Raw genomic sequence first — 25,835 nt, 5'->3', positions numbered from 1 at the left:
CCTCGGTGGCCAGCCTGGGGGCGGCGTTCGCTGAGTCCGGCAAGCGGGTCCTGCTGGTGGACCTCGACGCGCAGGCGTGCCTCACGTTCTCCCTCGGCGTCGACCCGGACGCCGTCGAGACATCGGTCAACGAGGTGCTGCTCGGCGGGGCGTCGGCCGCCGACGCCGTCATCCGCTGTGCCGACGGGGTCGACCTCATCCCCTCGACCATCGAGCTGGCCGGCGCCGAGGCCCAGCTGCTGGGTCGGCCGGCCCGGGAGTACGTCCTGCGCACCGCCCTCGAACCGGTGCTCACCGACTACGACGTCGTCCTGCTGGACTGCTCACCGAGCCTGGGAGTCCTGACCCTGAACGCCCTCACCGCAGCCGCGGGGCTGATCATCCCGATGCCCTGCGAGATGCTCAGCCATCGGGGGGTGGGCCAGCTGCTCGACACCGTCGCCGACGTCAGGAAGATCCTCAACCGCGACCTCGCGATCGTGGGCATCCTCCCGACCCTCTTCGACGGCCGCAGCAACCACGCGCAGGCGGTGCTCGCCGACGTGGGTGAGCGCTACGGCCTGCCCGTGCTCAGCCCACCGATCCCTCGCACGGTCCGGTTCGCCGAAGCCCCGGCGGTCGGGCGTTCGATCCTGACCACGTCGCGCCGCTCGCGCGGGGCCGAGGCATACCGCGAGGTCGCGGCGGGGTTGCTCGCGCGTCGGTGACCAGGGCCGCATACGCTGGCTGGAATGACCTCCACGCGAGCCCTGGCCACTCCGTCCCCCAGCGCACCGTTCGGCGCCACGACCATCGAGCGACGCGCGCTGCGCGACGACGACATCCTGATCGACATCGCCTATGCCGGCATCTGCCACAGCGACATCCACCAGGCCCGTGAAGAGTGGGGGACCGCGTCCTTCCCGATGGTCCCCGGGCACGAGATCGCCGGGACGGTCGCCGAGGTCGGCGCCGCCGTCACCCGTCACGCCGTCGGCGACCGCGTCGGGATCGGCTGCCTGGTCGACTCCTGCGGCGAGTGCGAGCAGTGCAAGAACGGTGAGGAGCAGTTCTGCGAACGCGGCGCCGTGGGGACGTACAACAGCCGCGGGTATGACGGTGAGGAGACCATGGGCGGTTACAGCCGGCAGGTCGTCGTCTCGGAGCGGTTCGCCTTGCGCATTCCGGAGGGGATCGGGCTGGACGAGGCAGCCCCGCTGCTCTGCGCCGGCATCACCACCTGGACGCCGTTGCGCCGCTGGGGAGCCGGTCCGGGTCGGTCCGTGGCGGTCGTCGGTCTCGGCGGCCTCGGACATATGGCGGTCAAGCTCGCCGCCGCGATGGGCGCCGACGTGACGGTCCTGTCGCGCTCGAGCGCCAAGCAGGACGACGCGACGCAGCTCGGAGCCACGGACTACCTCGCGACCGGCGATGACGGGGTGCTCGAGTCGGCGAAGGGCCGGTTCGACCTCGTGGTCAACACCGTCAGCGCGAGCCTCCCGATCAATGACTACCTCGCGACCCTAAAACCCATGGGCGTCCTCGCGAACGTCGGTATTCCGGGCGAGGCCTGGACCGTGTCTCCCGGTTCGCTGGTCGGGGGGAGCAAGGTGCTGGCCGGCTCCAACATCGGCGGAATCCCGGCGACGCAGGAGATGCTGGACTTCTGCGGGCAGCATGGCATCGGCGCGAGCGTCGAGGTGATCTCTGCCGACCAGGTCGACCAGGCCTATGACCGGGTGGTCGAGGGCGACGTGCGCTACCGGTTCGTCATCGACGTGGCGACGATCCCTGCGGAGTAGCGGTCAGGACTCCGTCGAGGCCGCGGACGAGCCGGAGTCGCCACCGGAGTCCGCGCCGGATCCGGAGCCGCCGCGGCGACGCCGACGGCGCGGACGGGACGCGCCTGCGTCTGCGTTTCCCGAGGTCTGCGCGGAGTCCGAGGAGGTGGCCGGGTCCGACGAAGTGGCCTGAGGGGAGGCGGACTCGGCCACGTCGTGCGTCACTCGGCGGCGCTGGCGGCTGCGGTTCGAGCGGCCGCCCCCGTCCGGTCCGGCTGTGTCCCCGGGGTGCCGGTCGTCCGTGCGCCGCTCACCGCGCGGTCGGTCACTGCGCGGTCGGTCACTCTGTTGGCGGTCACTCTGTTGGCGGTCACCTCGCGGACGGTCACTGCGCGGACGGTCACCTCGCGGGCGGTCATCCTGCGGGCGACGGCCGGACGACTTGCCAGTCTCGCCCAGGTCCTCGAGCACCTCTGCGCCGAGACCGGCTCGGGTCTGGTGCGCCCGGTCGAGCCGGCCGGTGACGTCGGTGGGGATGTCCAGCTGCGCATACAGGTGGTCCGAGGAGGAGTACGTCTCCTCCGGGTCGGGCATACCGAGGTCGAGCTGGCGGTTGATCAGGCCCCAGCGTGGCATGTCGTCCCAGTCGACGAACGTGACGGCGATCCCGGTGTTGCCGGCCCGGGCGGTGCGTCCGACCCGGTGGACGTAGGTCTTCTCGTCCTCGGGGCACTGGTAGTTCACGACGTGGGTGACGTGCTCGACGTCGATGCCCCGAGCGGCGACGTCGGTCGCGACGAGGACGTCGACCTTCCCGCTGCGGAAGGCCCGGAGCGCCTGCTCGCGGGCCCCCTGCCCCAGGTCGCCATGGATGGCAGCGGCGGCGAAACCGCGCTCGGCCAGGTCCTCGGCGACCTTGGCGGCGGTTCGCTTGGTGCGGCTGAAGACGAGCGTGAGGCCCCGGTCGCGGGCCTGCAGGATGCGCGTGAGCATCTCGACCTTGTCGAGGGCATGGGCGCGGTAGACGAACTGCTCGATCGCCTTGACGGTGTGGGCGTTCTCGGTGTCGTCGCCCATCGCGCGGATGTGCGTCGGCTGGCGCATGTAGCGCCGGGCCAGGGCCACGATGGCACCCGGCATGGTCGCAGAGAACAACATCGTCTGTCGGGTGGCCGGGGTCTGGGCCATCAGCGTCTCGACGTCGGGCAGGAAGCCCAGGTCGAGCATCTCGTCGGCCTCGTCGAGCACGACGATCTTGGCCTGCGAGAGGTCGAGATGACCCTGCTTGGCCAGGTCGATCAACCGGCCCGGCGTCCCCACGACCACCTCGACGCCGGTGCGCAGCGCCTCGATCTGCGGCTCGTAGGCGCGTCCGCCGTAGACGGTGAGGACGCGGATCCCGCGCCGGGCGCCCGCACGCTCGAGGTCGGAGGCCACCTGCACGGCGAGCTCGCGGGTCGGGGTCACGGCCAGGGCCTGGGGCTTACCGGGCCGGGCGAGCGAGGCGTACCCCTCGTCGGTCGGGGAGACGACCCGCTGCAGGATCGGGATGCCGAACCCGAGGGTCTTTCCCGTGCCCGTCTTGGCCTGCCCGATGATGTCGTGACCACCGAGGGCCACCGGCAACGTCATCGCCTGGATGGGGAACGGGTGCACGATGCCCAGGCCCGCGAGCGCATCGACGATGTCCGGGTGGACGTCGAAGTCGGCGAAGGTAGGCTCGGGCGGCGCAGCGACGGCGCCCTCGACGATGGTGTCGGTCATGAGGTTCTCTCGATCGTGCCGCGGCTCCGCGATGAGGGCGGGCTGCTGGCCACTGGCTGGGCCGATCGGAGTTTTTCGATGACCTCGAGGTTCGAGGGCCGAGTCACTCGGCGGGGCGCGATCAGGGCCGACCGGGCACCAGATAACACCAACAGTCTACCGTTGCGCCCGGCTACGGTGTGACCATGAGCGAGGGAGTCACCGTGGGGGCAACCGACGGGCTCGACCTGAGCCACCAGGTCGAGCAGAGCCCGGAGTTCCGTGCGGCGGTCGTCGACCTGCTGGGTGCACTCGCTTACGGCGAGCTGATGGCCTTCAGTCAGCTGGCCCGGGACGCGGAGTCGGCGCCCAGCCACCCGGACCGGGCTGAGGTATCCCGGTTGGCGGTGGCGGAGTTCCATCACTACGAGGCCATCGTGGCGCGGCTGGAGCAGCTCGGCGTCGACCCGGAGGGCGCCATCGCCCCGTTCGTCGACGCGGTGGACCACTTCCACGAGCGGACGGCGCCCAACGACTGGCTCGAGGGCCTGGTCAAGGCCTACGTCGGCGACGGGATCGCCCAGGACTTCTACCGGGAGATCTCCGCCTATGTCGACGAGGACACCCGCGACATCGTCCTGTCGGTGCTGGCGGACCTCGGCCGCGACGCCTACATCGTCGCCGCCGTCCGCGGGGCGATCAAGGCCGACCCCAAGGTCGCCGGGCGGCTCGCCCTGTGGGGACGTCGGCTCGTGGGGGAGGCCCTGACTCAGGCCCAGCGGGTGGGCGTCGAGCGTGACGCGCTCGCCTCACTGCTGGTCGGGGCGCCGGGCCGTCCCGGCGCCGATCTCGCCGAGCTGGGCCGGATGTTTGCCCGCCTCACCGACGAGCACACCCGCCGGATGGGGAACCTCGGTCTGTCCGCCTGACCGCCCGTATGCGGCTTCACTCGGCGCGCGCAAAGGCCCCGACCGATGTGGCCGGGGCCTTTGCGTCAATCACGAAGCAGGGTGGGACCACGCAGGTTCAGACCGCCGAGCGACGTCCGGACATGCGGCCGTAGAGCACGATGAGCAGGGCGGCCACGATGGCACCGACGATGATGCCAATCCAGGCGATTCCGCCGTTGCCGTTGTTGTAGCCGAAGATTGCGCCGAGGCCCCAGCCGACGATGAGGTTCGCCACGATGCCGATGAGGATCGTGACGACCAGGGAGATGTTCTGTTTGCCGGGGACAAGGAGTCGGCCGAGCGCCCCGATGATGGCTCCGACGATAATGGCGACGATGATGGTCCCAATCATGGGTCATGCTCCTTTGTGTCGCGCAAGGCGACGGTTGTCGAGGCTGTCGCCGCGGACGAGATAGATGGTCGAGCACTCACCAATGTGTCACGTTGTGTGACGCAAGTGGGAGATGTGACCACGTCGATTATGCTACGAAAAGGACACGATCACACGAAAGGATGTACGCAGCAGGCTGCCGCCGCAACCCTCAGGTGGTACCAAAGCCGACCCGGCTCTTCTCGGTCTCGCCGATGTGGATGTAGCCCAGCGCGGCCACGGGAACGATGTACTGCCGGCCCTTGTCGTCGGCAAGCATGAGCGTCCCGCCGTTCTTCAGCGCAGCTGCGACGGCGGTCGACACCTCGTCGACGGTCTGACCCGACTCGAAACCAATCTCGCGTGCGACGTTCTGCACGCCGATCCTGACCTCCACGGTGGTGCCTTTCTGCTGGGGGATCTGAGGTGTACTCGACCGGACTAACCGGCGGTCCTGGCTGCGTGTTCCGCGGCCACGGCGGTTTCGCTCTGAGCGGTATCGGCGCCGGGCTCGCTGTCCAGCTCGGTGTCAGGCTGGCTGTCGCGCTTGGGGAACCCGCCGATGCCGCGCCAGGCCAGCTGGCCGACGATCCTGGCCGCCTCCTCGCGGGGGATGCCCGGGCCTTGCGAGAGCCAGTAGCGCGCCGAGACCTGCGCCATGCCGGTCAGCGCCATCCCCAGCAGGTGGGCGTCCTCGTCGGACAGGTCGGTATCCGCGGCGATGACCTCGGCCAGCGCCTCGCCACAGGTCAGCGCGACCCCGTCGACGCGCTCGCTGACGGCGGGCTCGTTGGTCAGGTCCGACTCGAAGAGCAACCGGAACGCAGCGTCCTGCCGGGAGACGAACTCGAAGTAGGCGCCGACGCAGGCGATGACCCGCTGCTTGTTGTCCGAGGTGCTTGCCAGGGCCCTCCGAACGGCGTCCTCGATCTCACCGCGGTGGTGGTCCAGCAGGGCGAGATAGAGGTCCAGCTTGCCGGGGAAGTGTTGATAGAGAACCGGTTTGCTCACCCCGGCTCGCTCGGCGATCTCGTCCATGGCGGCCGCGTGGTATCCCGACTCGACGAAGGCCGCTTGCGCCGCCTCGAGCAGCTGCGCTCGGCGCGCCGAGCGGGGGAGGCGTTGCCCGCGTACAGGCAGGTCGGCCTCGGCCGCCATCGGTGGTCCTCTCGTCGCGGGTGGAGCACCGGTCATCCTACGCACGGGTAGCCTCACCGGCCCCGCTGTGCCGAGGCGTACGGTCGGCGGGTGACCCTGGCGCGAGACGAGGTGGCGAGGTATGCCCGGCACGTGCTGCTGCCTCAGGTCGGGCTGGCCGGGCAGGAGCGGCTCGCGGCGTCGAAGGTGCTGGTCGTCGGCGCCGGTGGTCTCGGGTCGCCCGTGCTGCTCTACCTCGCGGCGGCGGGCGTCGGGACGATCGGGGTGGTCGACGACGACGTCGTGGAGTCGAGCAACCTGCAGCGCCAGGTCGTGCATGACGACGCGGACGTCGGGCGCCTGAAGACAGAGTCGGCCGCCGAGACCGTCACCCGGGTCAACCCGCACCTGACGGTGGTCAGGCACGACCTGCGCCTGGACTCCTCGAACGCACTCGAGGTGCTGCGCGGCTACGACGTGGTCGTCGACGGCACCGACAACTTCCCGACGCGTTATCTCGTCAACGACGCGTGTGTGCTGCTGGGGATCCCTCTTGTGTGGGGCTCGGTCTACCGCTTCGACGGCCAGGTCGCCGTGTGGTGGGCAGCGCGCGGGCCGTGTTACCGGTGCGTGTTCCCCCAGCCCCCGCCACCCGGGGCGGTGCCGTCCTGTGCCGAGGGCGGCGTGCTCGGGGTGCTGTGCGCGGCGATCGGTTCGGTTCAGGCGACGGAGGCAGTCAAGCTCCTGCTGGGCATCGGGGAACCACTGGTCGGGCGGCTGCTTGTCCACGACGCCCTCGCCATGACCTGGGACCCGGTCGCGCTGCGCAAGAACCCGGCCTGCCCGGTGTGCGGGGATGCGCCGAGCATCACCGCCCTGGTGGACTACGACGCCTGGTGCGGTATGCCTGCGAGCTCCTCTCCCGCCGTCTCACGCGGTGACGTCCCCCTCGTCTCGCCCCCGGCGCTCGCCGTCGAGCTCGCATCCGACGCCCCGCCGTTACTGGTGGACGTTCGCGGTCCGCAGGAGCGCGCGATCGCGTCGATCTCGGGCGCGATCGCCATCCCTCTCGACGCGTTCCGGGACGGGAGTGCGTTCGGCCACGACGAGCTGGCGGCGCGGGACCGGCGGGTCGTCGTGCACTGCAAGACAGGGAGCCGCTCGGCTGAGGCGGTACGTCTGGCGATGGCTGCCGAGTACACGGACGTCGCCAGCCTGGACGGCGGCGTAGTCGCCTGGGTGCGGCAGGTCGACCCCACTCAGCCGGATTACTGAGGCGGGTCCTTGCGTGGGCTCAACCGGGCGAGTCCGACCGACGTCCACGCTCACCAGAGCTCAGGGAGGTGGTGCTGGCCTCCGGATCCAGTTCGACGCACATGCCCTCAGGCAACAACTCGTGATCGCCTCGGGGAGGGGAGCGGTGAGTATGCTCGGCGACGCGACCTTGGGGAACAGCTCTGGTATCGCGGCGCTGGCGAACGAGGAACTGATCAGGTGAGTCTCGCAAGGAGTGAATTCAAGGAGGTCAGCGATGAACGGTGGGCCGCTCCGGACGACGGTCGCAAAGACCTTCCAGTTGATCTACCGCAGCCGCGACTGCATACCGGCAGAAGAACGCGAGGACGAGCTGGGTGACCTTTTCGCTCGGGCCCGGTCCAACAATGAGAGGCGGAACATCACCGGGGCTCTCCTGCTCTCCGGGCAGTGGTTCGTCCAGGTGCTGGAGGGCGAAGAAGCCGACGTGCGGTCTCTCTTCGCCACTATTCAGGGGGATCCACGCCATGACGGGGTTGAGCTGCTGTTCGAGGGGCTAACGGATACTCGGACGTTCGCGCACTGGTCGATGGCCAAGGTCGCCATGCCTGAGTCGGACATCCCCCTCATCGCTCACCTGAGTGAGATCGCACCGGCCAGCAGCCACAGGATGACGGCAGCGATGGTTCGCACCCTCGACATCATGCGGGACGCGGTAGACCAGGGTCCCGTCGCCTGACCAGAGTCGCCTGACCAGAAACGCTGCCACGCGCGCGCTCCGCGGGATGCCTACCCCGTATGTGTTCGGGTGGACGGTGTCACCCGGGCGTCACCGGGGCGACTCGTCCCTCGATGAAGGCGCGGGTTACCGAGATGTCACGGTCGCCGAGTCCTTGCTCGGTGAGCTCCTCGAACGCGGCCTTCACGGCGGGCAGCAGGACCGGACGTGTGCCTGTGAGGGTGGCCACGCTCGTGGCGAAGTCGAGGTCCTTGACCATGTACCGGGCGGTCCCCGACGGGCTGTAGTCCTCCTCGACGATCCGCTGGCCCCGGGTTCGCAATATTCGGCTGTCGGCGTAGCCACCGGCCAAGAGATCGAAGAGCTTCGCCAGATCGAGCCCGCTGCGCTCCGCGAGGACGGCAGCCTCCCCCAGGGCCAGGATCGTGGAGGCGACGATGAGCTGGTTGCAGGCCTTCGCCACCTGGCCGGCGCCGAGCGGTCCGAGGTGCACTGGGTTTCCCACCGCGGCAAGGATGCCGGCGGCCGTCGCCGCGTCCTCGTCTCGTCCTCCGATCATGACCGAGAGGGTCGCCGCCTCAGCACCGTCGACGCCGCCAGAGACGGGGGCATCGACGACGCGAACCGCACCTGCGTGCTCCTGTTCGAGTCGCTGGGCCAGCTCGCGGACGCCACTTGGCGAGGACGTTGAGGAGATGACGAGCAGCAGGTCGTCCGGCTGTGCGGCGAGGAGGCCGTCGAGGCCGCCCAGCACGGCCTCGACCTCGGGCAGGTCAGGCAGCATGAGGATGACCACGTCCACTGCGGCTGCCAGCGAGCGGGGGTTGTCGTGCCACTGCGCCCCGGCGGCGACCAGATCGGCGTATCGGGCTGCGCCCCGACCGGTGACATGAACTGTGTGGGAGCTTCGGTCGATGAGGTTCTTGGCCATGGGTCGTCCCATCGCCCCGAGGCCGATGATGCCGACGCCGGTCATGTTGACCCCAGTGGCTGAGGGCATGGATTCGGCGACCGATCTCGGCAGCGGGGCATGATGGAATCATGGCAGGGTCAGCCTGGTGGAGTCTGGCTCACTCCGCTGAACTGACCGGATTGAGGACGTCCTCGTCCCGGGACGTTCATCGAGCGAGGGCGAGCACGGATATGGACAGACTTCGGGTTGTTGTGGCGTCGCCGCTCAGCGAGACCAACTGCGCCGTCATCGAGACCATGGAACCTCGAGTGGACCTGGTGCGCGACCAGAGTCTCTATCCGCCTATGCGGCATCCCGCCGACTTCTCGGGGGACCCGAACTTCCGGCGCACCCTGAAGGAACAGGACGTCTTCGAGGCGATGCTCGACTCCGCCGAGGCCCTATACGGCATACCCGACGTCGACCCGAACGTCCTGGCCCGGACCGTTGGAAGCAACCGCGCGCTGAAGTGGGTGCACACGATGGCCGCGGGTGGAGGCGCCCAAGTCAAGGCCGCCGGACTCTCGCGCGCCGACCTGGATCGCGTCGTCTTCACCACCTCCGCGGGAGTGCACGGCGGTCCTCTGGCTGAGTTCGCGGTCTTCGGAGTCCTTGCCGGCGCTAAGGACCTTGGGCGACTGCTTACCCAGCAGCGCGACAAGGTGTGGCCTGGGCGGTGGGAGATGCGACAGCTGTCCGAGATGACGGTGCTTGTCGCCGGTCTCGGGGGGATCGGTTCTCAGGTAGCGCGACTGCTGTCGGCGCTCGGCGCCGTCGTAGTGGGCAGCAGCTTGCACCCGCATCCGGTTGAGTACGTTGACCGGGTCATCCGTGTCGACGAGATCGTGGCTGTGGTACCCGAGGTCGACGCCATCGTCCTTACTTTGCCTGGGACGGCCTCGACGGACGGACTCATCGGCGTCGACGTCCTCGGCGCGTGCCGGCCCGGGACCATCCTTGTCAACGTCGGCCGCGGCACCGTCGTCGACGAGCTAGCGCTCCTGGATGCCCTCGACGATGGTCGAATCGGGTTCGCGGCCCTCGATGTGTTCGCCGAGGAACCGCTGGCGTCGACGAGTCGCCTGTGGTCGCATCCCAACGTTCTGGTCAGTCCGCACACTGCCGCCCTGAACGCCGCCGAGGATCGGCTGATCGCGGAGCTCTTCGCCGACAACGCTTCCCGGCTGTTGGATGGAAGGCCTTTAAGAAACGTGGTGAACACCGTTGACTTCTACTGACCCCCCGGATCAGCCCAGGGACCGGAACCATCGCGCAAGGGATCGGGGCGGCCACGTCCTCGACGGTCAACCTGGGCGCAACCCTTGAGGAGAGCGGCATGATTACCCGCACCCCAGGGGTATCTGCTCGGGCGTCGTACGGTCGAGCTGGGCGCGGCCTACCTCGCGGTTCAACCAGTCCGCGAGCATCGGCAGCCGGTTTCCCGCCGCCTTGACCGCGGTAGACAACGGTCTGCACCCCGGGGTCTTCTGTGGTGCTGTTCTCGTGCCGTCTTCGTCGAGTCCATCGCCAGAGAGCTGCGGCAAGCCCAGAACAACCTGACCAACCCCCTCGTCCACGGTGCCACTACGTCTGGTGCGTTCGTACCTTGTAGGACGGTCACCAGACTGTTAATCTCGCTGCGCATCTGCGGCGGCAGTGACCGTGAGCGAGTGACCGTGAGCGCGAATGCACCGGTCGACGCCGAGGTGAGACCTGTCAAGGAAGACGTGCTTGCGTGAGTGAGAAGCTGCAGCCGCCGGTCGAGGGCATCGACGACCCCGACTACGCTGTGAACCTGCGGCGAGCGACTCTCGCCAGCACCGCGGGTAGCGCGCTGGAGTACTACGACTTTGCGCTCTACGGCCTGGCGTCGGCGCTGATCTTCTCCAAAGTCTTCTTCACGTCGCTGGACGCCAGCACCGCCCTGATCGCCAGCTTCGCCACGTTCGGCGTGGGTTTCGTCGCCCGCCCGCTCGGTGGCCTGTTCTTCGGCACGATCGGAGACCGGCTCGGACGCAAGTGGGTCCTCGTGGTGACCGTCCTGCTCATGGGCGGGTCGTCCACCCTGGTCGGAGCTTTGCCGACGTACGACCAGATCGGCGTGTGGGCACCGATTCTGCTGGTTTTCCTGCGGCTGTGCCAGGGTTTCGGCGCCGGGGCCGAACAGGCCGGCGCCACCGTGCTCATGGCGGAATACTCACCGGTCCGTCGGCGCGGATTCTATTCCGCTCTGCCGTTCATCGGCATCCAGGGCGGCACGCTCCTGGCCGCGATGGTGTTCGTATACCTCGGCGGCCTGCCGAATGACGTGCTCCTCGGCTGGGCGTGGCGGATCCCGTTCCTCGCCTCCTTCGTGCTCATCCTCATCGCCCTGTTCATCCGCATGCGGCTACAAGAGAGCCCGACCTTCGTCGCCTTGGAGAAGCACGACCAGATCTCCGAGCACCCTATGAAGGAGATCTTCGGACACTCCTTCGGCACCGTCCTGCGGGGGATCGGTCTTCGCATGGCGGAGAACGGCGGCTCTTACCTGTTCAACACGCTGGCCGTGGCCTACGCCACCGGCACCGTAGGCGTCGCCAAGTCGATCGGGCCGGTGGCCGTCGCCGTGGGGTCGCTGATCGGGATGGTCACGGTGCCGTGGGCGGGGCACATCTCCGACCGGGTCGGACGAGTACCCGTCTACCGGTTCGGGTCCGTTGTCCTACTTGTCCTCGCGTTCCCGAGCTGGTATCTCATCTCGCTGGGCCAGCCCTGGCTCGTCATTGTCCTCATTGCCGTGATGATTGGTTTTGGGGTCAACACGATGCTCGGCGCGCAGTGTGCCCTGCTGCCCGAGCTCTTCGGTTCCCGGCATCGCTACCTCGGGGTTGCGATCGCCCGAGAGTTCAGTGCCGTGTTGGCCGGCGGGCTGGCGGGAATCCTCGGTGCGATCCTCATCAAGATCTATGACGGGTCATGGGTCCCGCTCGGTATCTACACCTTCGGGCTCGCCGCGATCACCTTCGCGACGACCTTCGTCACCCCGGAGACCCTACGTCGCGACCTGACGGCCGTCCCTGACGCGGTCGACGAGGTGCAGGCCGCCGGGGCCCTGACACGGTGAGCACCTTCGACCTGAGCGGACGCACCGCCCTGGTCAGCGGGTCCAGCCGCGGCATTGGGCTCGCCCTGGCGAAGGGGCTGCTCGAGGCGGGCGCGCGGGTCGTCGTGCACGGCAGGAACAGGGAGCTCGCCGAGGACTCGGCACGCATGCTGGCGACCTCGACCGGTGGTGAGACTCTGGCCAGAACCTTCGACGTCACCGACGCTACCCAGGTCGACGAGGGGGTAGCCGAGATCGAAGGAGAGTGGGGCACGCCTGACATCCTCGTCAACAACGCCGGCATCCAGCGGCGCAGCCCGTTTCTCGACTTCAGTCTCGAGGACTGGAACGACCTGCTCGCGACGAACCTGACCAGCGCGTTCCTGATGTCCCGTCGCGTCGGGCGGGGGATGGCCGCTCGGGGGAGCGGCAAGATCGTCAACATCGGCTCGGTCCAAAGTCAGCTGGCCCGGCCCGGTATCGCCCCCTACAGCGCCACCAAGGGTGGCATCGTCATGCTGACCCGCGGCCTGTGCGCCGACCTGGCTCCGCTCGGAATCCAGAGCAACGCCCTGTGCCCGGGGTACTTCGACACCGAGCTCACCAAGGCCCTCGTCGAGGACGAGGAGTTCACACAGTGGGTGCGAACCCGGACGCCGGCTGGGCGCTGGGGCCGGGTCGAGGATCTCGTCGGTGCCCTGGTGTTCCTATCGTCGCCCGCCTCGGACTTCGTCAACGGCCAGATCCTCTACGTCGACGGCGGCATGACCGCTGTGGTCTGAGTACGGATAGCCGGGTGGCGGGTAGGTGGGCATCTCCGGTCCGCTGTATGGACCTGGTCGGGGTGGAGTTGGTCGGGGGGAGCTGGGCAAGACTGGTCCGACGGTCGGGACCGCGCACAAGGCAACGATCAACGACCACCTGCTGCCCATCCAGACCTGGCACATGGCCCGGCGTCGCCTCGTCGGCGGGTCAAGGGCCAGGACTCACCGGTGCTAAGACGCTCGACCACGTCGCCGGGTGGACGAGCGCCAACGACGTCACCAACGTCGCCCGAAACCCGGTGCCGGATCGAGACGGCCGGATGGTGCTTGACTACCCTGGGTTGATGGCGAGGGTGAAGCAGGTGCAGGTGACTTTCGACTGCGCGAATCCGCGAGGCGTTGCCGAGTTTTGGAAGGCCGTGCTGGGGTACGTCGACCCTCCGATCCCGCCGGGGTTTGTTTCGTGGGATGCGTTTGATGCCTCGCTCCCCGTTCAGAGCCAGGGCTCGACCTGGGCTTGCCAGGATCCGGACGGGGTCGGACCACGGTTGTTCTTCCAGCGGGTGCCCGAGACCAAGACGGTGAAGAACCGGCTACACCTCGACGTGCGAGTCGGGGTCGGGCTGACTGGCGATGAGCGCGTCTCTACGCTTGAGGCTGAAGCGGCTCGCCTGGAATCGCTCGGAGCTCGGCGCCTGCGTCTGCTGCTCGCCGATGAGGAAAACGAATCGTGCCTCGTGATGCAGGACGTCGAGGGCAACGAATTCTGCCTCGACTAGTCGTCCTGCCTGGTGAGGCGCGTTGGATCGAGGTCATCGAACGGATGAGTCGACGTCTGAACGCCAGCGGAGCCGCTCACCCATGGTTCGCGGTCGTGCAGGGATGACGTGAGCTGTTGCCGGCGGTCCCAGCCGCGACCTCCGCAGCCCGAGCAGTCACCAGCATCCCGACCCCCTTATACGGGTGGGGTCCTGGCCGCGAACGCAGCCGCACCCTGGTCGCGTTGGCCCTCGTCGTCGTCAGCGGAGGCAAGGCCTACTACGCGATCGGCACCGCACGCCGGTGGCTTCGCCGCGGCCGCCGCGATCTCGGGCCCGCTCATCACGTACCTGACCCTGCCGATCCTGCCCGTCGCTGCCTATGCGAAGACCTCGCTGCCCGCCTCCTATCCGGAGACGGCCAACCAGGTCGGTTGGCCGCAGTTCGTCGCCATCGTGGACGAGGTTGTGGCGACGCTGCCCCCGGCGCAGCGGGCCCACGCGGTGATCCTGACCAACGACTACAGCGAGGCCAGCCCGCTGGTGCTGCTGGGCGTCGGGCTGCCTCCAGTCTTCCCTGGTCACAACGACGTCGCCCACATCGACAACCGCCACGGCATTCACAACAGTGAGCAAGGAAAGGCCGTGTCGGTATGCACGGGGACGCGCGCGCCCTGGTCAACCATCTGGCCAGCGCTGCGAACGATCAGCTAAGGCTGCTCCAGAAAGCCGTCCCAAGCCGAGTCGAAGCCCCTGCGCGGTCCCGGTATCGCTGGTCCCGGGACTCGTCCAGCATCTCGACCTCGGAGATCAGGTTCACCGGCGGCGCCGTTGACAGGCGCTAGACGTTGCCGCGCCCCAGCGGTGGATACTGCACCGTTGGCTAGGCGTTGAGGCGGTCCCGGACCCACTGGGGGCTCGGGTTCACCTGCGGGGACGAGCCCACAAACACCGTCGGCACGGTCTCGTCTCCTTCGTTGACCTCCCGGACCCGGGCGGAGGCGGCATCGCTGCGCGACACGTCCACCCACACCGCCCGGTTCCCAGCCAACCCCAGAGCGATCCGTAGTCGCAGGCAGTAGCTGCAACCGGGTCGCCAGTAGATCAACGGCACGTTGCGTGTGCTTGCCAGCTCGCGGGCGGCCTTATCGGTCCGTGACCGCGGGAAGAACCACGGCGAGAGCGCCCACGCCAGGACCATCAGCACGCCGGCCGCGGCGAGCGCCACGGCGTTCAGCCTGCCCGGAGCGATGGTGATGACGGCTACGACTACGACCAGCGCGGACGGCACCCAACGCTGCGCAACCCGCCGTCTGGGGCGATCGTGCTCTTCGTCCATGCCCCAAGGTTAGAACGCGCCAGTGCCGCGACTCGCCATGGAGCCGGCGCGCAGGCGACAACGACGACCGGACGACCTACGCCAGCCCTCGGCGAGCGCGGAGACCGTTCCGTAGGGGAATGGCGGGAGTGGTCGGCGGCACAGCCTTGCTCGCAACCATACGGAGCCTCTCGGTGGGGCTCATCATGCCTACGCTTCGTCCGGTCTCGCGTGGGCCCTACCGCTCAGTTTTGGGATGAACGCGCCGGATCAGGTCTTGTGGATGAACGTGTCGGATCAACCATGTGAGTGGTCGGCTAAGGAGCAGTAGGAGGAGCGCGTAGAAGTTGACGGCAGGTAGGGCGACGCCCACGACCAGGGCCAGGAAGGCCAGACCGGTAGTCACCAGCGGGGCCAACGGGTTCGATCCGTGGCCCGCGTCGCCCCCGCGTCGCAACGTAGGACGGCGATGGACAAGCAGCGCCAGCGCCGTGCCCAGTGCCGAGTTGAGCGCGATGGTGCCGACGTAGATGCCGACGGACAGTCGCTGGGTTTGGAAGTCGGCGATGACTTGCGCGCTGAATGGCAGCACGACGACGGTCAGCACCCAGGCCAGGTTGAGCAGCAGGAATGCTTCGTCGTAGGCGCCAACCCGCTCGATCAGTCGGTGGTGGGACAGCCAGGCGGTGGCGATGACGACGAAGCTCAGCAGAAACGAACCGAACTGGGCTTGATGCGCTGCGAGCAGGGCACCAAGGTCGTGGTCCTGCGAGCCGTCCCCGAGTAGGTTGACCAGCGGCAGCACCAGCAGCGTGATGGCAATGGCGACCACCGCGTCCAGGAACGTCACGAGGCGACCCAGACCGCGTTCGGTGCGCAAAGGTAGCAAACCGCCTGCGATCAGTGGAGTATCCATGGTGTCCGGGCCAGCCTAGTGCTGCCGGGTTTCCGACCCCGCTGGGCCGTGATGAACCCCCCGCACGGACAAGAACGTGGGATCCGCGTCCAGCAATGGATCCGGGCCGGGGGCTGGGAAGATGAACCGGTGGAGTCCCTGCCGGAGAAGGTCGAGGACGTCCTGGAGGTGGTGGAGCAGATCCCGGAGGGCTACGTCCTCACCTACGGTGATATCGCCGAGCTGGTCGGAGGCCGGGGGCCGCGATTCGTCGGCAACGTGATGAGCCGCTACGGGTCAGATATGCCGTGGTGGCGGGTGGTGCGGGCCGGCGGGTGGCCACCGCGCGGGTTGGAGGAGCGAGCGCTGGAGCACTACCGGGAGGAGTCGACGCCCCTGGTGCGTGGAACCCTGGACGGCGTTCGGGTCGACCTGTCGCGGGCTCGCTGGGCTGGTCCGCCACCCTGACCGGTGTCGGCTGCGCGTGGTGGGATGAGGCAATGGTTCAGCTGCGACGAGCTCCGGCCCTCGTCGTCGAGACTCCCCGCCTCGACGACGAGCAGCTGTCCGTGCTCGCCACGTACGGCCAGCCCCTGGTCCGGGTCCTCGGGGCGCCCGGCACCGGCAAGACCACGACCGCCGTCGAGCTGGTCGTCGACCGCGTTGCGTCGGGGCGACTCACCCCGGACCAGTGCCTGCTGCTGACCTCGACACGGGTGGCCGCCGCCAGCCTGCGCGAGCGGGTCACCGCCAGGCTCGACCGCACCTCGACCGAGGCCCTGGCCCGGACGCACCAGGCGTTCGGTTTCGGGATCCTCCGGCAGGCCGCCGCGCTGCGCGGAGACGAGGCCCCTCGGCTGATCAGCGGGCCCGAGCAGGACGTCGTGCTGCGTGAGCTGCTCGACGGCCATGCCCACGGCGACAGCCCCGCGCCTGCGTGGCCCGAGCACGTGCAGGTCGCCTTGGACAAGCGTGGCTTCCGGGCCGAGCTGCGCGACCTGCTGATGCGTGCCGTGGAGCACGGGGTCGAGGCGGGGCAGCTGGCCCGGCTCGGCGCCGAGCACGGCCGGCCCGAATGGGCAGCCGCGGCGCAGGTGCTCGAGGAGTACGACCAGGTGACCGCCTTCTCGCGGCCGGGTGCCTACGACCCGGCCTGGATCCTCACGGCGGCCGCCGACCTGGTCGAGGACGACCCCGAGGCGCTCGCGCGGGTCGCCGCACAAGTGCGGCTCGTGGTCGTCGACGACGCACAGGAGCTGACGTCCGCCGCGGCCCGGCTGGTCTCAGTGGTTGCCCGGGCGGGCTCCGACGTGGTTCTCATCGGGGACCCGGACACGGCGGTCCAGACCTTCCGGGGCGCTGACCCGAGAATCCTCGCCGCCGCCTGGACCGATCTCGGGCGCCGCATCCCCGGCGATGGTGAGCCGCCCACCATCGTCCTGCGGACGGCATACCGGCTCCCGTCGACCCTCGCGGGGGTGAGCGCCACGCTCAGCACGCGGATCGGGGCACTGGGCGGCGGCCGTCAGCGCACGCCCCGCCCCCTGCGCGACGGGGGTGAAGCCACCGTCGCCCTGCTGCGGTCGCCGGCTCAGGAGGCGGCCCACATCGCCGCGTGGCTGCGTCGGGCCCACCTGCTGGAGGGGGTGCCGTGGGGGGAGATGGCGGTCATCGTGCGCAGCGAGGGCCGAGAGGGCACGCTGCGCCGGATCCTGATGGCCCAAGGCGTGCCGATGCTGCCCTCGCCGAGCGAGACCCCGGTGCGCGACGAGGTCGCCGTCCAGCCGCTGCTCGCTCTGCTGGAGACCGTGCTCGCGCTCGCGCTCGATCGCGACCACGAGGTCGAGCCGGCTCGCGCCGTCGACCTGCTGCTGTCCCCGCTCGGGGAAAGCGACGCCGTCGGCCTGCGCCGCCTTCGACGGCTGCTACGCCGCGAGGAGCTCGAGGCAGGCGGGGAGCGGACCAGCGACCGGCTGCTCGCGGACGTGCTCGTCGAACCCGGGCACGCGACCGCCCTGGGACACGACGCCCAGCCGCTGGCCCGGCTCGCGACGGCCGTCGCGGTGGGGGTCAAGGCGGCCCGGGTCGTCGAGGTCGACCAGGTCCGCTCCTGGGCTCCGGATGTGACGGCCGAGTCCGTGCTCTGGGCCGTCTGGGACTCGCTCGGCGTGGCCGAGCGGTGGCGCCGGCTGGCGCTGCGCGGGGGCAGGCGTGGTGCGCGCGCCGACCGCGACCTCGACGCGGTCCTGGCGCTGTTCGACGCCGCGGCCCGGTTCGTCGACCGGCTGCCGGCGTCCGGCCCCGACGCCTTCCTCGAGCACATCCAGGGGCAGGACGTCCCCGGCGACACCTTGGCGGCTCGGGCCCAGTCCGGTGACGGCGTGGCGCTGCTGACACCGGCGGGTGCTGCGGGTCGCGAGTGGCGACACGTCGCGGTGGCCGGCGTCCAGGAAGGTGTCTGGCCCGACCTACGCCTGCGCGGGTCGCTGCTCGGCTCGGAGGAGCTGGTCGCGGTCCTCACCGGGAGGGACCGCAGCTTCCGGGCCGCCCAGACAGCCGTCCGCTACGACGAGACGCGACTGTTCCTCGTTGCCGTCTCACGCGCCAGCGATCGGCTGCTGGTCACCGCCGTACGCAGCGAGGACGACCAGCCGTCGGTCTACCTCGACCTCGTCGACCCCCTCGTCGACCCGCAGGACCCGCAGGACCCGCAGGACCCGCAGGACCCATCCGACGGTCAGGCCGACGGCCCCGGCGGCCCCAGCAGGGCAGCCCTCGAGCTGCGCGCCTTCACCGAACTCGATGTCGTCTTCTCGCTGCCGAGCCTCGTCGCCCAGCTGCGTCGTCGGCTCATACTGGGCGACGCGTCGTCCGCGAGCGCCGCGGCGACGGCCTTGGCCCGACTGACGGTCGAGGGTGTGCCCGGTGCCGACCCGGCGCAGTGGTGGGTGCAGCGGACGCTCACCGACGAGCGGCCCCTCCGACACCCCGACCAGCAGGTACGCCTGTCGCCGTCGAAGGTGGAGAGCTTCGGGGACTGCCGGCTCCGGTGGGCGCTGACGAGTGCGGGTGGGGACTCTCCGAGCCAGGGCTCGGCCAACCTCGGGACCCTGATCCACGACATCGCCGACGAGCTCGGTGACGAGACCGACCCAGATGTGTTGATCGCCGAGGTCGAGCGACGCTGGGGCCGGCTGGGACTGCCGCCCGGATGGGCGACGGACCGGCAACGGGACCTGGCCCACCTGATGGCGAGCCGACTGGCCGCCTACTTCGGCGACCCCGGTGAGTGGGAGAAGCTGCGGACCGAGGCTCCGGTCCGGGTGGACGTCGGCCGGGCGACGATCAGCGGTCGGGTCGACCGGCTGGAGCGCGGGCCGGACGGGACGTTGCGCGTGGTGGACCTCAAGACGGGCAGCAGCAAGCCCTCCCCCAACGACCTCCCGACCCATCCCCAGCTCGGGACCTACCAGCTGGCCGTCGAGCACGGAGCGTTTCCCGGCGACGGCACCGTCTCCGGCGGTGCAGCGCTCCTGCACCTCGGCAAGGCTGCCGGCCTCTCCTCGCCGAAGCCGCTCCTCCAGGACCAGCCGCCGCTGGTCGGCCAGCCCGACCCGCGCTGGGCGGCCGACCTGGTCGCGCAGACGGCCGACGGTATGGGTGGCGCCAGCTTCCCGGCCACCCCCGGGACGTGGTGCAAGTTCTGCCCCGTACGCACCTCCTGCCCGGCCCAGCCTGAGGGGAACAGCCGGCGATGACCGCTGCCACTCGCCCGCCCTCCTCGCCGGCGACCGCCACCTCGTCCCAGCCACCTGCGCCGCCCAGGCATACGGCCGTCAGCCTCGCCACCGCACTCGGACTCCCGCCGCCGACCGACGAGCAGCGGTCCGTCATCGAGGCGGACCCAGCCCGTCCCTTGCTCGTCGTCGCGGGGGCTGGTTCGGGCAAGACCGAGACGATGGCCTCGCGGGTGGTGTGGCTGGTTGCCAACGGGCACGTCGAACCCGACCAGGTGCTCGGCCTGACCTTCACCCGCAAGGCCGCCACCGAGCTGGCCGAGCGGATCGGCCGTCGGCTGCGCCGGCTGGTCCGTGAGCAGATCTGGACCCCTCGGGGGCTCGACGAGGACGGCGCCGAGCCGCTCGGTGGCATACCGGTCGTCTCGACCTACCACGCGTACGCCGGTCGGCTGGTTCGCGAGCACGCTCTGCGGCTCGGGTACGAACCGGAGTCGCGGCTGCTCTCCGAGGCGGCCGCCTGGCAGTACGCCGACGAGGTGGTCAGCCACTACGCGGGTGACGTCGATGACCTGGTCTCCGCCGAGTCGACCGTCACCGCCGCCGTGGTGTCGCTGGCCGGTGAGCTGGCCGAGCACCTGAGGGAGCCGGAGGAGGTCGCGGCCTACATCGACGACTTCGTGGCGGCGATGGACCTCGTCCCCAAGGGAGTCACCCGCAAGCGCATCAACCCCATGGAGAAGGAGAAGGTGCTTCCTGCGCTGCGCAACCGGCGGGCGATCCTGCCGATGGTGCGGGCCTACCTCGACCTCAAGCGCCGGCGCGACGCGTTGGACTTCGGCGACCAGATCGCCCTCGCCGCGCGGCTCGCCCAGGAGGTGCCGCAGATCGGGCAGGTCGAGCGGGCCCGGTTCCGGGCGGTGCTGCTCGACGAGTTCCAGGACACCTCCGAGGCGCAGCTCGTCATGCTGCGCTCGCTGTTCGTCTGCGCCGGCGAGCCGGTCGTGGTGACAGCGGTCGGCGACCCGCACCAGTCGATCTACGGCTGGCGGGGTGCCAGCGCCACGACGCTGCTGCGCTACCCCATCGAGTTCGGAGACGACCAGGGCGCGGCGCCGGTACTCCCCCTCAGCACCAGCTGGCGCAACGACCACGCGATCCTCGCCGTCGCCAACGTCACCTCCGGGCCGCTGCCCTCGGCCGTCGTCGCCCCGCTACGAGCCCGCCCCGAGGCCGGTCCCGGACGGGTGGAGGCGGTCCGGCTGGAGACGACCGAGCAGGAGGCGGCCTACGTCGCCCAGTGGGTCGCGAGCCGCTGGCGCAGCCCGAGCGGCCGACGAAGCACGCTCAGCGCAGCGGTCCTGTGCCGCAAACGGTCCCAGTTCGGGCTCGTGGTGGACGCGCTCAAGAAGCTCGACCTGCCCGTCGAGGTGGTCGGTCTCGGCGGCCTGCTCCTCACCCCGGAGATCAACGACCTCGTATGCCTGCTCTGGGTCGTCCAGGACCCCACCCGCGGCGACCGGTTGATGCGGCTGCTGACCGGTCCGTTCTGCCGGCTCGGACCAGCGGACCTCGACGGTCTGGCCACCTGGGCGCGGTCGCGGCAGGGCGCGCCCTCCGGGGGCTTACCGCACGTGGTCGCGTTGCCGGGTCTCGAGGCAGACCCCGACGAGGTGTTCGAGGACGCGGACGAGATCGACGTGGAGCAGCGGGGGGCCGACGAGTCCGGACTGCTGCGTCACCCCACGCCTGGCCAGGTGCGCGACCAGGCGCCCGAGAGCTCCGACCGGGCCAGCATCGTCGAGGCGCTCGACGACCTGCCCAGCGCTGGATGGCGAGGCTCCAAGGGGCAGCGCGTTTCGGAGGCCGCCCTGGCCCGGTTGCACGCCCTGCGTCTGGTCGTCGACGAACTCCGACGGCTGACCGGTCTGCCGCTCGCCGAGCTGGTCGGGGAGGGGGAGCGGGCGCTCGGTCTCGACATCGAGGTGCTGGCCCGCCCGGAGCACACGATGTCGACCGCGCGCGCACACCTCGACGCCTTCGCCGAGGTGGCGGCGACGTTCTCCGCGTCCGCGGACCGGCCGACGTTGGGCGGTTTCCTGGTCTGGCTCGACGCCGCCCTCGAGCAGGAGCGGGGTCTCGACGCTCCGACGATCGAGACGTCTCTGGATGCGGTCCAGGTCCTCACGGTGCACGCAGCGAAGGGTCTGGAATGGGACTGCGTGGCGGTCCCCGGACTGGTCGACGCGTCGTTCCCGGCCCGCGAGAGCGGTGCGCCCAGCGCGTGGAAGGGCGACCACTGGGAGGTCTCCGAGCTCAAGGACAAAGGCTGGTGCAGCGGAGCCGACGGCGTTCCCTACGAGCTGCGCGGAGACGCCGACGGGCTGCCGCAGTTCCGCTGGCGGGCGGCCGCCGACTGGGAGTCGCTGCTCGCCGCCTACGAGGAGTTCGCGATCCGAGGCGGTGAGCATGCGATCGCCGAGGAACGACGGCTGGCCTACGTCGCCTTCACCCGGGCCCGTTCGCACCTGCTCCTGTCCGCCCCGGTCTGGGGTGACGGGTCGACCCCGAGGGTGACCTCGCTCTTCCTCGAGGAGCTCGTGGCGCCCACGGCCAGCACCACCAGCGCGACCAGCAGGCTGGTCGAGGTCGGTACGTGGGCGCAGATGCCCGTCCCCCCGGACGGCGCCAAGGCGAGCAACCCGCGCCTCGCCGAACCGGTCGCCCACCCGTGGCCGTTCGACCCGATGGAGCACCGCCGAGCGGCACTCGCCGGGGCGGTCGCCAGCGTGGCCGCGGCAGTGAACGACCTCGAGGGGGCGAAGCGGGCTGCTCCGGTCGACCCGGCCACCGCCGCGGACCTCGATCTCCTGCTGGCCGAGCGGGACGCCGGTCGCACGCGTCGAGAGGTTGTCGTCGAGGTGCCGCGTCATCTGTCGGCGTCGGCGGTCGTGCAGCTCGCGACCGACCGCGACCGGTTCGCGATGTCGCTGCGGCGCCCCATGCCCGCCGAGCCCGCGCTAGCGGCGCGGCGAGGGACGGCGTTCCACGCGTGGGTCGAGCAGCACTACGCCAAAGCCGCCTTCGTCGACGTGCTCGACCTGCCGGGGAGCGCCGACGAGACAGCGCCGGACGATGCGAGCGCGGCGGACCTGGCGCGGATGAAGGACCTCTTCCTGGCCAGCGAGTGGGCGTCCCGAACCCCCGAGGCCATCGAGATCTCGGTCGAGACCGTGCTCGAGGGGTTTGCCATCCGAGGACGCATCGACGGGGTCTTCTCGCGAGACGACGGGGGGTTCACCATCGTCGACTGGAAGACCGGGGCCGAGCCCACCGGCAAGCAGGCCCGCACCCGCGCGATCCAGCTGGGTGCCTACGCCGTCGCCTACTCGCGGCTGCGGGGCATACGGGCTCGGATGGTCGACGCGGCGTTCTACTACGCCCAGAGTGGTCGGACGGTGCGGCCGTCCATCCCCGGAGAACGCGCGCTGCGCACCCTGTTGGCAGATCTGCCCGCCTGAGCCCTGAACCCGGGACGCCCGTGCTGCCCGCCTGAGCCCTCTCGGTCGCTTCGACGTCACAGCGGCCGGCGCGGCTCGCATGCCTACGCTGCTCGTATGCCGCTGACCGACGCCGAGACCCGCGCGTTGACCGCCCTCGACGAGGACGACCTGGTGGGGACACTGGTCGACCTGCTGCGTGTCCCCAGCATCACGGGCAGCGCCGCGGAGTCGGAGCTGCAGCACCTGCACGGTCGACTGCTGGAGTGCGAGGGGCTCGACGTCGATGCGTGGTCGGTGGATCTGCAAGCGCTGCAAGCAGACTCACGGTTCCCCGGGTCGGAGGCGGACCGGTCGGAGGCATCCGGGCTGGTGGGGGTGCTGCCCGGGCGGGACGGTGTCACAACCCCTGGGCTGGTGCTGCAGGGCCACATCGACGTGGTGCCGGTGGGCGACCCTGGTTCGTGGGCCGTCGACCCGTTCGCCGGGCACATCGAGGGACGGACGCTGCACGGACGTGGTGCCTGCGACATGAAGGCCGGCGTGGCCGTCAACCTCGCCGTCGTCCGTGCCCTGCGGCGCAGCGGCCTACGGCTCGAGAAACCGTTTGCCGTGCACAGCGTCGTCAGCGAGGAGGACGGCGGCCTGGGCGCGTTCGCGACCATGCTGCGCGGCCACGCCGGCGAGGTCGCCGTCATCACCGAACCCACCTCGGGGCAGCTTGTCACCGCGACGGCAGGTGCGCTCACCTTCGAGATCACCGTGTCAGGCCTCGCCGCGCACGGCAGCACCCGCTACGAGGGGTACTCGGCGGTCGACGCCTACCTGCCGTTGCATCTCGCACTCGCTGACCTTGAACGGCGACGCAACGCCCAGCCCGACCCGCGGTTCGGAAACAACCGGCTTCCCTACCCGATCTCGGTCGGGGTCCTGCGGTCCGGTGACTGGGCAAGCACCGTGCCCGACCGGCTCGTCGCCCAGGGGCGGTTCGGGGTGCGGCTCGGCGAAGACGTCCTCGAGGCCAGGGCGGACCTCCACGAAGCGGTCGCGCAGGCGGCCTCCGCGGACCCGTGGCTGCGCGGGCACGCTCCCGTGGTGACGTGGCCGGGCGGCCAGTTCGCCAGCGGTGAGCTCGCCCCCGGACACGTGCTGGTCGAGCAGGTGCAACGCGCGGTCGGCGACACCGGTGGCGCTGTGCCGCAGACCGCGGCCGCCCCCTACGGCAGCGACCTGCGCCTCTATGCCGGAATCGGCGGTATCCCGACGCTGCACTTCGGGCCCGGCGACGTGCGCGACGCCCACTCTCCGCACGAGAGGGTCGACCTCGACGAGGTCATCGGGGTGGCACGGGCCCTGACGGTGCTGGCCGTGCGCCGCTGTGGCGCCCACCTCTGACTCCTCGACCGAACTCACACCTTTGCCGGTTCTGGCGCGGCGAACCGTCCAAAACCCGCAAACATCCAAGTTCGGTCGATAAGAACGTGAGCTCAGTGAGCGGGTTCGTCCTCGTCGGGCACGGGCACGGGCTCGTCGGGTTCGTCCTCGTCGGGCACGGTCTTGTCGGGTTCGTCCTCGTCGGGCACGGTCTTGTCGGGGACGGGCTCGTCGGCGACCGGTTCCCCCTCGGCGGGCAGGTCGGCCAGGGCGGGCAGGTCGCCGAACTCGTCGTCGTCAGCCACGGCCTCGGCGGCACGCAGGCGGAGGAGCTCCTCGTGGGGGATCACCGTGGTCGCCTCGGCGTCGTCCCCGGTCTGCAGCAGCTGGGTGTCCTCCTCCTGCGTCTCGGACGTCTCACTCCCGTCCCCGCCCGCACCGCTCTCCCCGCTGTCGGTCACCGCGCTCGGCCCCGGAGCAGACGGGCTCGTGGGAGCCGGCCGCGGGCGTACGGGCAGTGCAGGTTCGGGCGCGTCGAGGCCGGGACCGGCGGCCGTCCGCTCGTCGAGCGCGCGCAGCCCCGAGGCGCTCGCACTGATTAGCCCCGGGTCACCTGCGCTCACCGCGATGAGCAGCCGTGCCAGGTGCCGCAGCTCTCCCGCGAGCCGGGCTCGGCGGCGCAGGTGGGCATCCGGACGTTCGATCCGGGCCAGGGCGTAGGACTCGAAGACACTGTCGACCGTCTCCTCCCGGCACCGGTCCAGCACGGGCGCGAGGTCGTCGGCGGGGTCGCCGATCCGGGCCTGGTCCCACCCGGTGACGCCGCGCATCGAGGCCGTCGCCGGGTCGCCCTCGTCAGAGAAGCTCACCAGCATCCGGTCGCCCACCAGGTCGCCGTGCACCGGCGTCGGCGCGAACCGCCACGCCGAGACATCCTCGAGCGCTCGCTCCCACCGTGACAGCAGCGCCGTGGGGACATGACCGGTCGCCGCGCCGCGGTCCAGGTCCGCGAGCCGGCGGGTGCGCCATGACTCCGCGTCATAGGCCGGTACCCCGGCCTCGTCGAACACTGCCCGGTCGACGTTGTGCAGCGCGGCCAGCGTCCGACCGATCTCGGCGGCCACCCCAGGCCCCGGGTCGACGGCTTCCAGGACCACGGAGCGCCCGTGCAGGTAGGGATAGACGACGGCGCGTCCCTCCGCGACGGCCGCGAAGCCCCTCGGCACCGGGACCCCGAACGGCACGCGCCGCACCAGGAGCCCCAGCAAGGTGACGACAACGTCCAGCTCGGCACCGGCCGCGGCCGAGCGCGGAGCCCGGACCGCCCAGGCGCGCCGCTGCGTGTCGGTGACGAACGCGAGATCGTACGCGTCGCCGGGACGGCTGCGCGCGGCGCGGACGGCAACGGGGTCGAGACCGGGCACGGCGCCGCTCGCGAGCGCGGCAAGGTAGGTGGGCGTCCTGCTCACGCCCACACCGTATGCCGTGGGGCACCCGAG

22 protein-coding genes are annotated in these 25,835 nt (G+C 70.2%); 14 read left to right on the top strand and 8 right to left on the bottom strand.

The window, feature by feature from the left end:
• A partial coding sequence (locus ABI385_RS08495; protein ID WP_348103320.1) for a ParA family protein occupies positions 1-707 on the top strand: 707 nt, incomplete at its 5' end.
• Positions 708-731: 24 nt separating this feature from the next.
• Positions 732-1,781, top strand: coding sequence for an NAD(P)-dependent alcohol dehydrogenase (locus tag ABI385_RS08490; protein WP_348103319.1), 1,050 nt, complete (start codon positions 732-734; stop codon positions 1,779-1,781).
• Between the two features lie 3 nt (positions 1,782-1,784).
• Here the strand turns inward: ABI385_RS08490 and ABI385_RS08485 are convergent, their stop codons facing one another.
• Positions 1,785-3,524 (bottom strand): DEAD/DEAH box helicase, encoded by a 1,740-nt coding sequence (locus ABI385_RS08485; RefSeq protein ID WP_348103318.1) that lies wholly within the window; start codon positions 3,522-3,524, stop codon positions 1,785-1,787.
• 185 nt (positions 3,525-3,709) lie between these two features.
• Here ABI385_RS08485 and ABI385_RS08480 point away from each other — a divergent pair, with 185 nt between their 5' ends.
• Positions 3,710-4,432, top strand: coding sequence for a ferritin-like fold-containing protein (locus tag ABI385_RS08480; RefSeq protein ID WP_348103317.1), 723 nt, complete (start codon positions 3,710-3,712; stop codon positions 4,430-4,432).
• A gap of 97 nt (positions 4,433-4,529) precedes the next feature.
• On the opposite strand, the gene ABI385_RS08475 is transcribed toward ABI385_RS08480, so the two are convergent.
• From ABI385_RS08475 to ABI385_RS08465, 3 genes are all read right to left on the bottom strand, one after another.
• Positions 4,530-4,805, bottom strand: coding sequence for a GlsB/YeaQ/YmgE family stress response membrane protein (locus tag ABI385_RS08475; RefSeq protein WP_348103316.1), 276 nt, complete (start codon positions 4,803-4,805; stop codon positions 4,530-4,532).
• A 190-nt stretch (positions 4,806-4,995) separates the two neighbouring features.
• Entirely contained in the window at positions 4,996-5,220 is a 225-nt protein-coding gene (locus ABI385_RS08470; RefSeq protein WP_348103315.1) for a DUF3107 domain-containing protein, read from the bottom strand.
• 44 nt (positions 5,221-5,264) lie between these two features.
• Positions 5,265-5,981 (bottom strand): TetR/AcrR family transcriptional regulator, encoded by a 717-nt coding sequence (locus ABI385_RS08465; RefSeq protein WP_348103314.1) that lies wholly within the window; start codon positions 5,979-5,981, stop codon positions 5,265-5,267.
• A gap of 90 nt (positions 5,982-6,071) precedes the next feature.
• Between ABI385_RS08465 and moeB the strand changes: the two genes are divergently transcribed.
• The gene (moeB, locus tag ABI385_RS08460; protein ID WP_348103313.1) at positions 6,072-7,235 is read left to right on the top strand and encodes a molybdopterin-synthase adenylyltransferase MoeB; all 1,164 of its coding nucleotides are present in this window, start codon (positions 6,072-6,074) and stop codon (positions 7,233-7,235) included.
• 256 nt (positions 7,236-7,491) lie between these two features.
• Entirely contained in the window at positions 7,492-7,953 is a 462-nt protein-coding gene (locus tag ABI385_RS08455; RefSeq protein WP_348103312.1) for a BLUF domain-containing protein, read from the top strand.
• Positions 7,954-8,032: 79 nt separating this feature from the next.
• Here ABI385_RS08455 and ABI385_RS08450 read toward each other — a convergent pair whose 3' ends face one another.
• Complete coding sequence (locus ABI385_RS08450; protein WP_348103311.1) at positions 8,033-8,953, bottom strand: NAD(P)-dependent oxidoreductase; 921 nt, start codon at positions 8,951-8,953, stop codon at positions 8,033-8,035.
• 143 nt (positions 8,954-9,096) lie between these two features.
• Between ABI385_RS08450 and ABI385_RS08445 the strand changes: the two genes are divergently transcribed.
• The 5 genes from ABI385_RS08445 to ABI385_RS08425 all read left to right on the top strand — a co-directional run bounded on the left by ABI385_RS08445 (position 9,097) and on the right by ABI385_RS08425 (position 14,226).
• Positions 9,097-10,143, top strand: a complete 1,047-nt coding sequence (locus tag ABI385_RS08445) for a D-2-hydroxyacid dehydrogenase (protein ID WP_348103310.1) — start codon at positions 9,097-9,099, stop codon at positions 10,141-10,143.
• Positions 10,144-10,640: 497 nt separating this feature from the next.
• Positions 10,641-12,011: an MFS transporter gene (locus tag ABI385_RS08440; protein ID WP_348103309.1), complete on the top strand. Its 1,371-nt coding sequence runs from the start codon at positions 10,641-10,643 to the stop codon at positions 12,009-12,011.
• Positions 12,008-12,772: an SDR family oxidoreductase gene (locus tag ABI385_RS08435; RefSeq protein WP_348103308.1), complete on the top strand. Its 765-nt coding sequence runs from the start codon at positions 12,008-12,010 to the stop codon at positions 12,770-12,772. The genes ABI385_RS08440 and ABI385_RS08435 overlap by 4 nt, the downstream gene beginning before the upstream one ends.
• Before the next feature lie 326 nt (positions 12,773-13,098).
• Entirely contained in the window at positions 13,099-13,533 is a 435-nt protein-coding gene (locus ABI385_RS08430) for a VOC family protein (RefSeq protein WP_348103307.1), read from the top strand.
• Between the two features lie 108 nt (positions 13,534-13,641).
• On the top strand, positions 13,642-14,226 hold the full coding sequence (locus ABI385_RS08425) for a hypothetical protein (protein WP_348103306.1): 585 nt from the start codon (positions 13,642-13,644) through the stop codon (positions 14,224-14,226).
• Positions 14,227-14,395: 169 nt separating this feature from the next.
• On the opposite strand, the gene ABI385_RS08420 is transcribed toward ABI385_RS08425, so the two are convergent.
• Positions 14,396-14,851, bottom strand: a complete 456-nt coding sequence (locus ABI385_RS08420) for a glutaredoxin domain-containing protein (RefSeq protein ID WP_348103305.1) — start codon at positions 14,849-14,851, stop codon at positions 14,396-14,398.
• A 217-nt stretch (positions 14,852-15,068) separates the two neighbouring features.
• A complete protein-coding gene (locus ABI385_RS08415; RefSeq protein WP_348103304.1) occupies positions 15,069-15,746 on the bottom strand; it encodes a TMEM175 family protein in 678 nt (225 codons plus the stop codon).
• Between the two features lie 129 nt (positions 15,747-15,875).
• On the opposite strand from ABI385_RS08415, the gene ABI385_RS08410 reads away from it, so the two are divergent.
• From ABI385_RS08410 to ABI385_RS08395, 4 genes are all read left to right on the top strand, one after another.
• Positions 15,876-16,193 carry an MGMT family protein gene (locus ABI385_RS08410; protein WP_348103303.1) on the top strand — a complete coding sequence of 106 codons (318 nt, stop codon included), beginning with the start codon at positions 15,876-15,878 and terminating at the stop codon, positions 16,191-16,193.
• A gap of 32 nt (positions 16,194-16,225) precedes the next feature.
• On the top strand, positions 16,226-19,483 hold the full coding sequence (locus ABI385_RS08405; protein WP_348103302.1) for an ATP-dependent DNA helicase: 3,258 nt from the start codon (positions 16,226-16,228) through the stop codon (positions 19,481-19,483).
• Positions 19,480-22,983, top strand: coding sequence for an ATP-dependent DNA helicase (locus tag ABI385_RS08400; RefSeq protein ID WP_348103301.1), 3,504 nt, complete (start codon positions 19,480-19,482; stop codon positions 22,981-22,983). The genes ABI385_RS08405 and ABI385_RS08400 overlap by 4 nt, the downstream gene beginning before the upstream one ends.
• Before the next feature lie 96 nt (positions 22,984-23,079).
• Complete coding sequence (locus ABI385_RS08395) at positions 23,080-24,357, top strand: ArgE/DapE family deacylase (protein ID WP_348103300.1); 1,278 nt, start codon at positions 23,080-23,082, stop codon at positions 24,355-24,357.
• Between the two features lie 92 nt (positions 24,358-24,449).
• Here ABI385_RS08395 and ABI385_RS08390 read toward each other — a convergent pair whose 3' ends face one another.
• Complete coding sequence (locus tag ABI385_RS08390; protein WP_348103299.1) at positions 24,450-25,805, bottom strand: phosphotransferase; 1,356 nt, start codon at positions 25,803-25,805, stop codon at positions 24,450-24,452.
• Positions 25,806-25,835 lie beyond the last annotated feature (30 nt).

This window comes from Lapillicoccus sp. (genome assembly GCF_039935575.1).
Taxonomy (GTDB): Bacteria; Actinomycetota; Actinomycetes; order Actinomycetales; family Dermatophilaceae; genus Lapillicoccus.
The sequence above is the reverse complement of the archived record's forward strand: the minus strand, read 5'-3'. Positions and strand labels throughout refer to the sequence as shown.

Bases quoted from the DNA above. Each gene is read 5' to 3' on its own strand.
- ABI385_RS08490 (WP_348103319.1), top strand. From the start codon at position 732: ATGACCTCCACGCGAGCCCTGGCCACTCCGTCCCCCAGCGCACCGTTC.
- ABI385_RS08485 (WP_348103318.1), bottom strand. From the start codon at position 3,524: ATGACCGACACCATCGTCGAGGGCGCCGTCGCTGCGCCGCCCGAGCCT.
- ABI385_RS08480 (WP_348103317.1), top strand. From the start codon at position 3,710: ATGAGCGAGGGAGTCACCGTGGGGGCAACCGACGGGCTCGACCTGAGC.
- ABI385_RS08475 (WP_348103316.1), bottom strand. From the start codon at position 4,805: ATGATTGGGACCATCATCGTCGCCATTATCGTCGGAGCCATCATCGGG.
- ABI385_RS08465 (WP_348103314.1), bottom strand. From the start codon at position 5,981: ATGGCGGCCGAGGCCGACCTGCCTGTACGCGGGCAACGCCTCCCCCGC.
- ABI385_RS08455 (WP_348103312.1), top strand. From the start codon at position 7,492: ATGAACGGTGGGCCGCTCCGGACGACGGTCGCAAAGACCTTCCAGTTG.
- ABI385_RS08450 (WP_348103311.1), bottom strand. From the start codon at position 8,953: ATGCCCTCAGCCACTGGGGTCAACATGACCGGCGTCGGCATCATCGGC.
- ABI385_RS08445 (WP_348103310.1), top strand. From the start codon at position 9,097: ATGGACAGACTTCGGGTTGTTGTGGCGTCGCCGCTCAGCGAGACCAAC.
- ABI385_RS08430 (WP_348103307.1), top strand. From the start codon at position 13,099: ATGGCGAGGGTGAAGCAGGTGCAGGTGACTTTCGACTGCGCGAATCCG.
- ABI385_RS08420 (WP_348103305.1), bottom strand. From the start codon at position 14,851: ATGGACGAAGAGCACGATCGCCCCAGACGGCGGGTTGCGCAGCGTTGG.
- ABI385_RS08415 (WP_348103304.1), bottom strand. From the start codon at position 15,746: ATGGATACTCCACTGATCGCAGGCGGTTTGCTACCTTTGCGCACCGAA.
- ABI385_RS08405 (WP_348103302.1), top strand. From the start codon at position 16,226: ATGGTTCAGCTGCGACGAGCTCCGGCCCTCGTCGTCGAGACTCCCCGC.
- ABI385_RS08400 (WP_348103301.1), top strand. From the start codon at position 19,480: ATGACCGCTGCCACTCGCCCGCCCTCCTCGCCGGCGACCGCCACCTCG.
- ABI385_RS08395 (WP_348103300.1), top strand. From the start codon at position 23,080: ATGCCGCTGACCGACGCCGAGACCCGCGCGTTGACCGCCCTCGACGAG.